We start from the raw sequence: 14,861 nt of genomic DNA, 5'->3' as shown, positions 1-14,861 counted from the left end.
AAGGTATGAAATTAAATAGAGCTCACTTAATCATATATTTTGCCATTTTAACAATGTCTATTTGTAGCTATGGACAAAACCCAATCTTAAAATTAGGAGAAAAAGATTTTATGTATGCTGCAGATCCATCAGCCGAAGTTTATAACGGAAAAGTATACGTCTATTGTTCTCACGATCAAGATACCGCTGTAAATTATAGTACTATGCAAGATTACATCGTGCTAGAATCTGATGATTTAAAAACCTGGAAAAACCACGGTGTAGTTTTAAAACCGCGTGAATACAGTTGGGCACACGGACAAATGAATGCTCCAGATGTGGCGTATAAAAATGGTTGGTATTACTTCTATTTTCCATATAACAAAACCCATATAGGTGTAGCTAAAAGTAAAACGCCTGTAGGTCCTTGGGAAGAAGCAGTAACCGATAAAATAACAACCATTTTTGATCCTACTGTTTTTATTGATGATGATGGACAAGCCTATATTTATGGTAGTGATACTAAACAGGATATTGGAGACAAAGGCAGGCATGTTATGGGAGCAAAACTAAAAGATAATATGATAGAGCTTGATGGTCCATGGATGCGTTTAAGTGAAGAAACCGTTGCAGAGGCAGTGCATTGCTTTAAGCGAAATGGTAAATACTATTTTATGGCACGTAAAGGCTGGAGAACGGGTTATTGGATGGCAGATTCACCACTACCTACAAAACCTTATGCAGAGTTTAAAGGTTACATTACCAAAAGACAAATAGATGCTCCTACGCATATGTCGGCCATAGAATTCAAAAATCAATGGTACTATTTTTATCAAAGAGGAGATGTAAATAATGGAACATTTCACAGGCGGTCAGCTTGTTTTGAAAAGCTAAAGTTTAATAATGATGGTACTATAATTCCTATAGAATACACTTTAGGAGAAGGAGTTAAAACCAATAAACCCGTAACACCAATAAAATAATAGTGACTCAAAAATCAACACATATGAAACTTAAAACCGTATGGACGGCAACATTTTTAGTTCTTATAATAATTGTAAGCTCTTGCGCGAATAACGAACAGAAAACCCAAAGCAAAAATTCTAATTTAAAACTGTGGTACGATGCTCCGGCTGCCAACTGGAATGAAGCTTTACCATTAGGAAATGGTCGTTTAGGAGCCATGGTATTTGGTAATCCTACAAATGAAAATATTCAACTTAACGAATTAACACTTTGGGCAGGCGGACCTCATAGAAATGACAACCCATTAGCTAAAGGTGCTCTTTCAGATATAAGAAAATTATTATTCAATAAAAAATATGAAGAGGCGCATCGTTTGGCAAACGAAAAGTTTATTTCTAAAGTAGCCCACGGCATGCCTTATGAAACAGTTGGGAATTTAAGGTTGAATTTTAAAAATCAAGATAGTGTTTCTAACTATTACCGTGAATTAGATATTGAAAATGCTATCAACACCACCAAATATACCATTGATGGTGTGGAATTTCAGCGTGAAATTTTCACATCTTTTCCCGATGAGGTTATTGTCATGAAACTAACGGCAAATAAAAAAGGAAAAATTAGTTTCAATGCAACAATGGATCGTCCAGAGCCTGCAAAGGTTTCAATATTTACTGAAAATGATAATGTGTTAGTAATGACTGGTTTTGGAAGTGATAACAAAAACAAACGTTTACCAAAAGAAGCACCTACTATTGAAGGTAAAATAGAGTTCGATTCTCGTGTAAAAATTGTGCCAGAAGGTGGAAAGTTAACGGCATCAAACGATGCGTTGGAGGTTGAAAATGCAGATAGTGTTACCTTATATATTTCAATAGCCACCAACTTTGTAAATTACAAAGATGTAAGTGCCGATGCGCATAAGCGAGCAGCTAATTATTTAGCAAAAGCAGAAAAGAAAGATTACAAAGATCTGGTAAAAGGCCATACCGATTTTTATAAAAATTACTTTAACAGAGTATCATTAGATTTGGGGACTTCAGAAGCAGCTAAAAAGCCAACCGATGTGAGGATTAAGGAATTTAGAGATGGTTTCGACCCAGCATTGGCGGCTTTGTATTTTCAATATGGAAGATATTTGTTGATTTCGTCTTCCCAACCTGGGGGGCAACCTGCCAATTTACAAGGCCTGTGGTGTAAAGATTTAACACCTCCTTGGAAAAGTGCGTACACCATAAATATTAATACAGAAATGAATTATTGGCCTGCAGAGGTTACCAATTTAACCGAAATGCACGAACCGCTTATAGAAATGGTAAAGGAGCTTTCTGTTACTGGTCAGGAAACCGCTGAAGTAATGTATGGTGCTGATGGTTGGGTTACACATCACAATACCGATTTGTGGAGAATTTGCGAACCAGTAGATGGTGCTACTTGGGGTATGTGGCCAATGGGCGGCACTTGGTTAACACAACATGTTTGGGATAAATATATGTTTAATGGTGACTTAGAATATTTAGAAACCGTTTACCCTACCATGAAAGGCGCTGCCAAATTCTGCTTAAGTGTTTTAACTCCAGAACCTGAAAATGGGTGGTTGGTAATTGCGCCCTCAATTTCTCCAGAACACGGACCAAGTATTCGTAAAAAGAATATTACTATAGATGATGGTACAACTATGGACAATCAGTTAGTGTTCGATATGTTAACCAAAACAATAGAAGCCGCTAAACTGTTGAATAAAGATGCCGATTTAGTTAAGAAAATGGAAACTACACTAGCTAAATTACCACCAATGCAAGTTGGGAAACACAACCAACTTCAAGAATGGTTGGAAGATTTAGATGACCCTGAAGACAATCACCGTCACGTATCTCATTTGTACGGTTTGTTTCCTTCAAATCTAATTTCACCTTACAGAACTCCAGAATTATTTAAAGGGGCAGAAAATACGTTGATTCACAGAGGTGACCCGTCAACAGGTTGGTCTATGAACTGGAAAATCAATCTTTGGGCACGTTTGTTAGATGGTAATCATGCTTATAAACTCATGGGAGATCAAATAAAATTGGTAGGAAGACCAGGTTCAAAAGGTGGTGGTACTTATGCTAATATGCTTGATGCACATCCACCATTTCAAATTGATGGAAACTTCGGTTTTACTTCTGGTTTAACCGAAATGTTAGTGCAAAGTCACGATGGGGCTATTCATTTAATTCCAGCCTTACCAGATGTTTGGAAAGACGGAAAAGTGTCTGGATTAAGAGCACGAGGTGGTTTTGAAATTGTAGAATTGGAGTGGAGAGATGGTAAAGTGGCGAAGGCTATCATTAAATCTAATTTAGGAGGAAATCTTCGAATTCGTTCATATAATGAATTAATACTTCAAGATGGAGGTGATTTGAAAGTGGCAACTGGAGAAAACCCGAATGCGTTTTATCAGGTGCCTAAAATTAAGAAACCATTAATTTCAAAAGCAGCCAATATTGAAGAAGTATCATTAAAGCCAACGTATTTGTACGATGTAGAAACCAAGAAGGGCGAAGTGATAGTAGTGTTACAAAAGTAATAAGGTTTAAACAGTATGAACGTAATATGTGTTTGTATCTAAGTACTTAGGTTTTTAGTCGAATTTAAAAGTAACACAAGAATAAAATCAACTAAATTTTTGATTTTAATTTTAATACACAAAAAATGAACTATTCTAAAATTATAATAAGTTTTGCGCTAGCTGCTTTCACATTTGTTTTAAGCGCTCAAAATACTAAGCCAATTACCGTTGAAACTCTTTTAAAAGACATGGTTGATAGAGACGCTATTGCACGATTTCCAACAACCAACTTTAGGTTGAAACAGGAAAGCAGTTATAACAGGGCTTCTAAAACTCCCGAGGACACAGAAGGCTGGTTTATAAATCATGATTTCAACAGTAAAGAAACCGACCATAATTTTGTAAGAACAGAGGAAAAAAACGGAAAAAAAGAATGGGTATTAATGGAGCATATTGGTCCTGGCGCCATTGTTCGAACTTGGATGCCCTTTTTAAAACCCGATAAACCCGATACCGATATAAACATAAAAATATATTTAGATGGTAATGATGAGCCCGTTTTTGAAGGCAATATGTTGGGCTTGTTAGATGGAACAAGTGAAATTCCTTATCCATTGGCGCATCAATCATTACGTTCTGCGGTGTCTTTTTTCCCTATTCCGTATGCTAAAAGTTGTAAAATAACAACCGATGCGATGCCTTTCTTTTATCAATTTACCTATAGAGCATACGATGATTATACACCAATAAAAACCTTAACGAAAGAAGATTTCAATAACGCCATGCCACTTACTAAAAAGGTTGGCGAGTTATTGTTGAATCCTAAAAAGGTAGAAAACGGAGAACAGGTTTCGTTTAGTGCTAGATTGGGTTCCAAAAAAGAAAAGTCGGTAGCATTACCAAATGGCACTGGTGCCATCCGTGAGTTAAGTGTTTCGTTAGACAATTATAAAAACCCTGAAGTAACCCGTACCGTAGTTTTAAAAATGGAGTTTGATGGAGAAGAAACGGTTTGGTGCCCCATAGGAGATTTTTTTGGTAGTGGTATTGGTTTAAACCCGTACCAAGGCTGGTATAGAACAGTGAACGAAGACGGTACTATGACCAGCAGATGGGTAATGCCGTATCAAAAATCAGGAAAAATATCAGTTGTAAACTTAGGTAAAAAATCCGTTAAAGTAAATGTGAAAGCTACAGTGGGTTCTTGGCAATGGGATGACGACAGTATGTATTTTAACGCAGCATGGAGAGGACAATATCCTGTATCCACACGTCCGTATTCAGACTGGAATTATGTAATGCTTAAAGGGCGTGGTGTATATGTTGGCGATGCTTTAACAATAATGAATCCTGTTGAAAAATGGTGGGGAGAAGGCGACGAAAAAATCTGGGTAGATGGTGAAGATTTTCCATCTATTTTCGGCACAGGAACAGAAGATTATTATGCCTATTCTTGGGGAGGACGAAGTACCGATTTTTACGAGCATCCATTCCATGCGCAACCAAAATGCTACGTTTATAATAAGTTAAACCGAAAAACAACCAAAGAAAGAAATACTTCAGGTTACAGTACCGAAACGAGAAGTAGAGCACTAGATATTATGCCGTTTAGTAGCTCGTTGCACTTGGATATGGAAATTTGGAGCTGGACCGATTGCGAAATGGGATATGGTGTAGGCATGTATTGGTATGGTGATAAGCAAACCACATCGAACAGAATTCCAGATGAAAAGGAAGTTTTAAATGTGCCACCATTACCTAAAGGGTTTCCTAAAAACTAAATCAACAATCAATCAAAACTAAACTTAATAATTAATGCAAACCATCAAGAAAATCTATTTTATCCACCTAGTAGCGTTAACCTTTTTATTGGTTAGCTGTCAAACAAAATTCAAACACGAATTCAACAAAAGTGATAATGGAGTAACCATTCACCAAGACAGTACCATTATCAACATAGAAGTCATTAACGAATCGATTATCCACATTAATAAGATGAGGTTGGGCGATAAACCATCAACACTTCCGGATTATGTTACGGTTTTAAAGCCTCAAAAAGTAAATTGGGAGGTTATTGATGCAGAAGATGTTCTAACCATAAGCACAGACTCTTTAAATGTATTAGTGAATGCGAATGGCATTATTGAATACCAAACCAAAGATAGTCTAAGCTTAGTGTCTGAAACTAACGAGCTCACCTACATCAAACCAAATTCTAAAGAAAACAAAGTCTCGCAAGCGTTTTTGGCAGGTGATGAGGCATTGTATGGCTTAGGGCAATTTCAAAGTGGTATCATGAACTGGAAAAATGTACCCATCCGTTTGCAACAATACAATCAGGAAATTGCTATTCCGTTTTTAGTGTCAACTAAAGGCTATGGTATTTACTGGCATAATTATAGCCTTACGGACTTTAACAAACCTCAAAACGAAATTGAGTTTGGTTCAACTGAAACTGTTTCAACAGAAAAAAATAATAAAGAAGCATCGGTTGAAGGTGAAAAAGAAGATGTAGCAGCGCATATTACCAAAACCGAAGCAGAACAAAAAAATATTCGCGAAACCACATTTACACCTGCAAAAACGGGTGAATATACCTTTTTAGCCTTGAGTGACAATGGCGGACGTATGCGAGGTGAAATAAAAGTTACTATCGATGGCGACGATATCATCAACTACGAAACCATTTGGATGCCACGACGCTATTCTGGTAAAAAACATTTAGAAGCTGGAAAAACCTATAAAGTGGTGTTTCAAAATACGGGAGCCAAAATTCCTGGAAGATTATTTTATAATGAACCCGATTTTAACAAAACGGTATTCAGCAGTACACAAGGTAATGCCATCGATTATTACCTAGTTCAAGGAGGAAATCCAGCCGAGGTTATTTCAGAGTACCAAAACCTTACCGGAAAAGCGCCTTTATTCCCAAAAACGGCATACGGTTTTTGGCAATGTAGAGAGCGTTACCACAATCAAGAAGAGCTGTTAGAAAATGCTCATGAAATGCGTGAGCGAGAAATTCCTGTTGATAATATTGTGCAAGATTGGTTTTACTGGCCAAAAGGTACCAAAGGACCTGAGTGGGATAGAGCAAAATATCCAGACCCAGAAGCTATGGTTGAAGAACTTACCAAGTTGAACTTGAAATTGATGGTTTCGGTATGGCCAGAGGTGAAAAATGAAGCTTTAGAGAAAAAATACAACCTAAAGAAAATTAAAAGTAGCAACTATATTGATATTTACGATAAAGGGGTGAGCGAACGCTTTTACCGCATGTTGAGCGACTCGATGTTCCATTATGGGGTGAGTTCCATTTGGTTGGATGGTACAGAGCCAGAAGGCGTAAAAGACGCAAAAGCCATAACTGCCGTTGGTCGGTTTGAAGAGGTTCAAAACCCATATTCCTTGGAGGTTACTCGAGCGATGTACGAAGGGAGAAGAGCCGAATTTCCAAACCAGCGTGTGTTTAATTTAACGCGTTCAGCCTATGCGGGTCAGCAACGTTTCGGAGCGACCTCTTGGTCGGGAGATGTGGAAGCATCATGGGAGCAATTAGAAGAACAGATTTCAGCAGGCCTTAACTTTACCATGGCTGGAATTCCGTATTGGACACATGATATTGGTGGCTTCTTCAGAGATTCAAAATCTATAAACCCAAGATTCGATAATCAGTACACCAATCCAGAATTTATTGAGTTACTTACCCGCTGGTTTCAGTTTGGAGCTTTTAGTCCTATTTTTAGAATTCACGGGTATAAATCAGAAACCGAAATCTGGCGATACAACCAAGAGTTTGAAGATATTGCTCGAAAGTTCATTGATATACGCTACCAACTGATGCCTTACATTTATTCCGAAGCTTGGAAAGCCACCTCACAGGGTAAATTAATTATGGCACCATTAACGTACCAATATCCAAACGATAAAAACACCTGGAGCATAAAAGACCAATTTTTATTTGGAGAATCTATGATGGTGGGTATCGTTACCGAATACAAGAAACGAACTATGGATATGTATTTTCCAGAAGGGACTTGGTATAACTTTTGGACGGATGAAAAAGTTGAAGGAAACCAAAACATTACTGTAGATGCACCACTTGATGAAACCCCCATTTTTGTAAAGGCGGGAAGCATTTTGCCTATTGGCCCTAAAGTTGAAAACGTTACCGATAGAACTCAAAAGCCAATATTTATTGTAGTTTATCCAGGAAAGGATGCCAAATATACTATGTATTTGGATGATGGCGAATCTTATAATTACGAACATGGCACGTATTCTGAAATTATATTTTCTTATTCCGAAGCTACTAAAACGCTAACAGTTAAAAAGGGTGACGGGTCTTATTACGATTTTGAAACCACACCGATAGAATTTGCTTTTCAAATGGTAGGTAAAAGAAGTAAAGAGGAAGCATATTTCTTAGGTGAAGATTTAACAATTCAGTTTTAATGATGAACAAAATTTCAGTATACATATTATGTGTTTTAACCAGTTTTGGAGTAAACTTCAAGATTGAAGCACAGAAACAGCAGCCCAATATCATTTTTTTAATGACCGATGACCAGCGTTGGGATAATATGGGATGCTATGGGCGACCAGAATTTTACACACCCAACATAGATAAGCTAGCAGAAGAAAGCGTGGTTTTTGATAATGCCTACTATGCTGTGGCTATTTGTATGCCTAGTCGTGTAACTATGATGACGGGCCGTTACAACTCCAATCATCGTGTGGGGTTTGTAGCGCCATATGACTATACTTTGTCACAAGCCGATTTTGCAAAAAGTTACCCAGCCATATTAAAAAAAGCAGGATATCGTACCGGATTTGTAGGTAAAGTGGGCTTTACAGTTTCTGAAAAAGCACAACGTCCTAGTACTCCAAAAGAACATTTTTACAAAGAAAATATGCGTAATACTTTCGATTTCTTTGCCGGAAGTGAAACGCGTCCCGATAAAGGTTTAGTGTTATGGCCAGAAAACGACCAAGGGTTAAAAGACATTTATCGAGAAGACAGAACCAATACCGGAAGAACCCTGAAAACAGGCGAGGCTATGCTTCGTTTTTTAGAAACACAACCAGAAGACCAACCATTTTGTTTGTCGGTAAGCTTTTATGCTGTAAAACATGATTCTGATAAACATATATATATGCCGCATTATGAGCAGTTTAAAGACTATGATTTTTCAGTTCCTGAAAATTGGGTAGAAGGTACTAACGAGGAGTTGCCTAAAGTAGTTAAAGAAAATGCAAGAGGTTATTATTTGCATGAACAACGATCTTCAACACCAGAAAAGTATCAGCGTTTAGTACGTCGTTTTGCAACACAAGGCTATACTGTAGATGAACAAGTTGGGAAGTTGATTGAAAAATTAAAAGAAAAAGGAATTTTAGAGAATACAATTATAATTTACACTAGTGATAACGGTCGCTTTCAAGGATCTCATGGACTTTTCGATAAATGTTTGCTTTATGATGAGTCGGTAAAAGCTCCTCTAATTATTTATGATGGCCGAAAGCCAAAATCTCAACGAAAAAGAAGAGAAGATGCTTTAATATCTTCAGTTGATATGGCACCAACCATTGTGTCTTTAGCAGGCCTGAAACCTCCAAAAAGTATGCAGGGATGCGATATTACTGGGATATTAAATCAAACCGAAGATTTGTCGAAATGGAGAGACGCTGTTTACATGGAAGACTTGTTCTTAGTTGATATGTTTAAGGCTAAACATAATCCTAAAGCAGACGAAATTAATCAGGAGTTGATAAAGAATAACAAATCTTATAGAGCTCGAGGAGTAAGAACCAAGCGTTGGAAGTACTTTGTGTATTACGAACATACCCCCAAAATTGAAGAACTATATGATGTTGTTATGGATCCACAGGAGCAAAATAATTTAGCTAATAGTCCTCAGCACGCTCAAATTTTAAAAGAGTTAAGAGAGAAGACAGAAGAGTTATATAAGAAAGCTATATAGTCATGTTACATAAATATTCATCATGAAAAATAAAATCAATATTCTCATTGTGTTTGTTATAATGGTTGGTATGGTTCAAGCCCAAAGCTTACAAGAAAACTCAACTAACGATTGGCCTGTATTAACAACGTATGATGCTCATCATTTAGCTAAAATAGCCATGCCTATTGGAGGTATTGGTACGGGTACAGTTGCCCTTGGAGGTAGAGGAGATTTACGCGATTGGGAAATTATGAATACAGCCGCTAAAGGTTATATTCCAACCAGTGAAAAACTAAGATACATCGGACCATTTTTTGCATTGTACACTCAAACTGCCGATGGTAAAAAAGATACAAGAGTACTAGAAGGACCATTGGATTATTCGTTGTACGAAGGGGCTTTTGGGAGTCCTACCGTAAATCATGGTTTTCCTCGTTTTGAATCTTGTAGTTTTAAGGCTGCGTATCCTTTTGGACAAGTATTGCTTTCTGATAAAAAAGTGCCGCTAGATGTTCGTATCAAAGCATTCAACCCTTTAATACCTGGTGATGTCAACGCTAGTGGAATTCCCATTGCTGTTATTACTTATCAATTAATAAATACTACAGATAAAGCAGTTTTTGCATCCGTCTGTGCTAACATGCCCAATTTTATTGGAGAAGATGGTTCGGTAAGAGAGCCTATAGGGAGAGGTAATGCTTTAATTCCTGTAGGAGCTAAAGAGAATAAAAATGTTTTTAGAAAAGATAAAAATGCCCAAGGTATTTATATGAGTTCTGAGGGTGTAGAAAAGGATTCTGAAGCTTGGGGAACCATGGCTTTATCAACTTCTAGTAACGAAAATGTTACCTACCGTACGTCTTGGGGAAAAGAAGTGTGGGGGAATTCACGTTTAGATTTTTGGGATGATTATAGTGTTGATGGTCGTATAAATAATAGAGAACATAATGGAGAAGACAGACCTATGGCTTCTATGGCTGTAGAAGTATCGGTGCCAGCAAATACAAGTCGTGAAGTAACTTTTTATCTTACTTGGCATTTTCCTAATAGAGAAACTTGGACTCCTGCAGAGGATGGTTTGAGTAATATGTTAACCAATTATTACACCACTCAATACAAAGATGCTTGGGATGTAGTTGAAAAGACAATGCCACAACTACCAAACCTTGAAAGTAAAACAAAGGAGTTTGTAAATGCTTTTGTAAATAGTGATTTGCCAAAGGTTGTAAAAGAAGCGGCTTTGTACAACACATCAACATTACGTACCCAAACTTGTTTTAGAACTGCCGATGGACATTTTTACGGATGGGAAGGGACTAGCAATACCAAAGGAGTTTGCCATGGAAATTGTACACATGTGTGGAATTACGATCAGGCAACACCTTTTTTGTTTGGAGAGTTAGCACGTTCTATGCGCGAAATAGAATTTGCTCATGCTACCGATGATAAAGGAATGATGAGTTTTCGTGTGAATTTACCTCTAGAACGTGCCAATGAATTTGGTAGACCTGCTGCCGATGGTCAGTTGGGAGCTATCATGAAAATGTATAGAGATTGGCAGTTGAGTGGAAATGATGCCTTGCTGAAAAAACTTTGGCCAAAAGTAAAAAAAGCTATGGAGTTTTGTTGGATAGAAGGTGGTTGGGACCCTAATAAAGATGGTGTGATGGATGGTTGCCAACATAATACAATGGATGTACAATACTTTGGACCTAATCCTCAAATGGGAATTTGGTATTTAGGAGCTTTAAAAGCAGCATCAAAAATGGCAGATTTTTCTGGTGATAAAAAATTTGCAAAAACTTGTAATACGCTGTTTAAAAAAGGAAGCAAGTGGATGGATGAAAATTTGTTTAATGGAAAATATTATGTGCATCATATTGAACCTCCAAAAAGCAGAGATGATATTGCAGCTCCATTGCTAAAAGGATTGGAATCTAAAGATTTAGAAAATCCTGCATACCAATTGGGTAAAGGTTGTTTGGTAGATCAGTTGGTAGGTCAATTTATGGCTCATATTTGTGATTTGGGGTATTTAACCAATGAAGAAAATATTAAAACAACTTTAAATAGTATTATGAAATACAACTATAGAGACGATAGTAGTTCTGGTTTTAATAATATGCGTTCGTTTGTGTTGGGTGATGAAAAATCATTGGTGATGGCTAGTTATCCTGGAGAAAGACCCTTGTATCCGTTTCCTTATTTTACGGAAGCGATGACAGGTTTTGAATATACTGCAGCTATTGGTATGCTGTACGAAGGACAAACAGAAAACGGTTTAACAAATATTAAAAATATTAGAGACCGTTATGATGGATTAAAACGTAATCCTTTTAACGAGGCAGAATGTGGGAACAACTATGCTAGAGCTATGGCAAGTTGGGGAGCAGTTATTGCGCTTTCAGGGTTTCATTACTCCGCTGTCGAAAAATCTATTCAGTTTACAGCAACTCCAGGAAATTATTTTTGGTCAAATGGAAATCAGTATGGAACCGTAGAAATAAAAAATAAAGGAAATGAAAAACTAGTATTGCTTAAGGTTTTAAAAGGGGAGTTTTCATTAAAATCAGTAAAGCTGAAAGGATTTGGCAGCACATCATTTAAACATGAAAAAGTGCTAAAAGAAGGAACATCACAAGAATTTATAATTCAAAAGTAAAAACATAAAAAATGAAAATCATTTTAAAACTTATGGTTTTAATGATGTTGTTTTTTAGCAATGTTATCAATGCCAAAGACATCAAAATAAAATCGTTAAAAGAGCTAGCCAAATATGCTGCAGAAAGCGGAAATACCATTACGATGGAGCCCGGAGTCTATAAATTAACAGATTATTTAACTCCTGAAATTGTTAAAACTCGTAAAAATAATAAAGAATATCAGTATATCACTTTTAGTGGAAGCAATAATATTTTCAATTTAAGTGGCGTAGAAATAGAGTTAGATACCGAAATTAGAACTTGGTTAAAACCACCTATTCATTCAGATGAGTTTTTAGTTACGGGTTTGCATAATACTTTTGTTGGGTTGACTATTAGATGTGTTGGAAACGGAACATCCCCAGGAGGTACAGTGTTACAAGTTGCTGGAGAAGCCAATGTTTTAAGAAATATTACGTTGCACGTAGCAGGTTCTTATCCTTATGGATATGGCGATTTATTTGGAAAAGGAAAACAAAAAGAAACTACTGTAAAACACAGAAAACACAGCGGACTTTTAGTAACAGGAGATGAAACTAAATTGTATGGTTGTAAAGTACTAAATCGTTCTTTTGGTCACTGTTTTTTTATTCAGCAACATCCTAAAAATGTATATTTTGAAAATTGTTATGCCGAAGGTGAAGTACGCTCCACAGATGAGGTATTGGCAGAAACATCAGGGCCTGCTTTTGATGTGAATTTTAAAACATGGACTCAAAATCGTGAGGGGAAATATGTTGTAACTCCTGGTTATATGAAATCGCTTTGCGAAGATGGATTTAGAACTTATGGAACATGTGAAAACATCACCTTTAAAAATTGCACCGCCAAAAATACCAGAGGCGGATTTGAACTTCGTTTTAACAAAGCACATGTAGAAAATTGTACAACTATTGGAACTGAAAGAGCTTATTGGATTGGAGATAACACCAAATTGATCAATTGTAAAGGCGATGCTAATTACGGGCCTTTATTGTTTGTTGAGGGAGACAATGTAGATGTTGAGCTGATGGTTGATTCGGCAGAATCTGATAGAAAAGTACATTCATTAATCACTGTTTTAGGAACTGATAATAAAGTAGTACTAAAAGCTGCTGATGGAAAAAAGAGAACACAAGAATTACCAATTTTGGTAGGGTATACACCTCCAATGCACGGTGAATCTATGTCTCCTTATAGTCAAGCTGAAGTAAATAACCTTCATTTAATAAATAAAACAGGAATGCCTGTATCTGTTGGAGAAATGGCCGCAGATTGTACCATTGAAACCAATGGAAAGGTTATAGAAAACAAGGGTCAGAATAATCAAATACTAGAAAAATAATTTATGAAAAAGCGTCAAGCAGTTATCGTTTTTGTTTTTTTGTTGCTGTGTAATTTTATTCATGCTTCAGAAATTAAAATCAGCTCCTTAAAAGAATTAGTAACCTATGCTGCCAAAAGTGGTAATACCATTGTAATGGAACCGGGAGTTTATCAAATGGAAGATTATTTAACTTCAGAAGTTATTAAGAACACCAAACCCGATAAAGTGGGTAGGTATGCCATGATAAAGTTTTCTGGAAACAATAATGTTTTTGATTTAACGGGAGTAACTATTGAAGTTGATACAAAATTGTTAAGTGTTTTTAAAGCACGAGTAAGTGAGTTTTATGTAGAAGGGAGTCATGTACACATCAAAGGATTAACGGTTACAGATATTGGAAACCATCCAACGGCAAAAGGAGGACATTCGTTTACAGTGGCTGGAGATGATGCGGTGATAGAAAAAGTAACCTTAAATATGAGCGGATCTTTTCCTTATGGCTATGGCGATTTATTAGGAAAAGGGAAAGGCGCTTTGGTGCCTTTAAAAAAGCACAGTGGTATGTGCATAGAAGGGTTAAATGATAAAATTATTAATTGTTCTATTTACTCCAAATCTTACGGACATTGCTTTTTTGTGCAAGGTGGTCGTAATGTACTTTTTGAAAATTGTTATGCAGAAGGCGTCACTAGAACTACAGACGATATGCTATCTGAAATTTCAGGGCCAGCATTCGATGTAAATTTTGAATCGGTTTATAAAAATTATGCAGGTGAAAATAAAATAACACCAGGGTATACAAAATCTTTAAATGAATGTGGTTTTCGTATGTACGGAAAAGGTGGTGTAAACGCTATTAAAACAGGTGCGGTAACTGCTATTAATTGTACTGCCAAAAATACACGTATTGGTTTTGCTTTTGCTAAAATTACAGGAGATGTTTTGATTAAGAATAGTAAAGCTATAGGATGTGAATTAGGATATAATGTGGAAGGATTAACGGTTGAAAATAGTATAGGAGATGCAGCAAACGGACCATTATTATATGTAAATAAAGGAGAAAAGACAACGATAGAATTAGCATTGTTACCCACGGAATCTAAAACCAAAGTACACGTATTGGCTGCCATTGCTGGAGATAATCACAATATCACCTTAACTAATTGGAGAAATATGAAAAGAGGGCAAAATCTCCCTATAAAAATAGGAACAACACGTCCGCCAGCAAATAATGGTTTTTCTCCTTTAGGAAGTACCGCTACCTCTGGCGTGGTATTAAATAATTCAACAGGTATGCCAGTAGAGCTAAATACAAAAACAAGTCTATGTAAAATACAAACCAATGGACAGGTTTTAGATGAAGGCATAAATAATGAGATAATAAAAAATTAAAA

Annotated in this window: 8 protein-coding genes; all 8 read left to right on the top strand. The window is 36.5% G+C overall.

Annotated elements, in window-relative coordinates; all coding sequences use genetic code 11:
* The first annotated feature begins 5 nt into the window (after positions 1-5).
* Positions 6-962 carry a family 43 glycosylhydrolase gene (locus tag J1D01_RS08080; protein WP_421150458.1) on the top strand — a complete coding sequence of 319 codons (957 nt, stop codon included), beginning with the start codon at positions 6-8 and terminating at the stop codon, positions 960-962.
* A gap of 23 nt (positions 963-985) precedes the next feature.
* Positions 986-3,511 (top strand): glycosyl hydrolase family 95 catalytic domain-containing protein, encoded by a 2,526-nt coding sequence (locus tag J1D01_RS08075; protein ID WP_421150457.1) that lies wholly within the window; start codon positions 986-988, stop codon positions 3,509-3,511.
* 125 nt (positions 3,512-3,636) lie between these two features.
* Positions 3,637-5,274 (top strand): glycoside hydrolase family 172 protein, encoded by a 1,638-nt coding sequence (locus J1D01_RS08070; protein WP_421150456.1) that lies wholly within the window; start codon positions 3,637-3,639, stop codon positions 5,272-5,274.
* A gap of 34 nt (positions 5,275-5,308) precedes the next feature.
* A complete protein-coding gene (locus J1D01_RS08065) occupies positions 5,309-7,948 on the top strand; it encodes a TIM-barrel domain-containing protein (protein WP_421150455.1) in 2,640 nt (879 codons plus the stop codon).
* Complete coding sequence (locus J1D01_RS08060) at positions 7,948-9,477, top strand: sulfatase-like hydrolase/transferase (RefSeq protein ID WP_421150454.1); 1,530 nt, start codon at positions 7,948-7,950, stop codon at positions 9,475-9,477. Before J1D01_RS08065 ends, J1D01_RS08060 begins: the two co-directional genes overlap by 1 nt.
* A gap of 22 nt (positions 9,478-9,499) precedes the next feature.
* On the top strand, positions 9,500-12,121 hold the full coding sequence (locus tag J1D01_RS08055; RefSeq protein ID WP_421150453.1) for a GH116 family glycosyl-hydrolase: 2,622 nt from the start codon (positions 9,500-9,502) through the stop codon (positions 12,119-12,121).
* 11 nt (positions 12,122-12,132) lie between these two features.
* Positions 12,133-13,485, top strand: coding sequence for a hypothetical protein (locus tag J1D01_RS08050; RefSeq protein ID WP_421150452.1), 1,353 nt, complete (start codon positions 12,133-12,135; stop codon positions 13,483-13,485).
* A gap of 3 nt (positions 13,486-13,488) precedes the next feature.
* Entirely contained in the window at positions 13,489-14,859 is a 1,371-nt protein-coding gene (locus J1D01_RS08045; protein WP_421150451.1) for a hypothetical protein, read from the top strand.
* Positions 14,860-14,861 lie beyond the last annotated feature (2 nt).

It is taken from the genome of Seonamhaeicola sp. NFXS20, from assembly GCF_049132085.1.
In the GTDB taxonomy this organism is placed as follows: Bacteria; Bacteroidota; Bacteroidia; order Flavobacteriales; family Flavobacteriaceae; genus Seonamhaeicola.
This window is presented reverse-complemented; position numbering and strand designations above follow the sequence as displayed.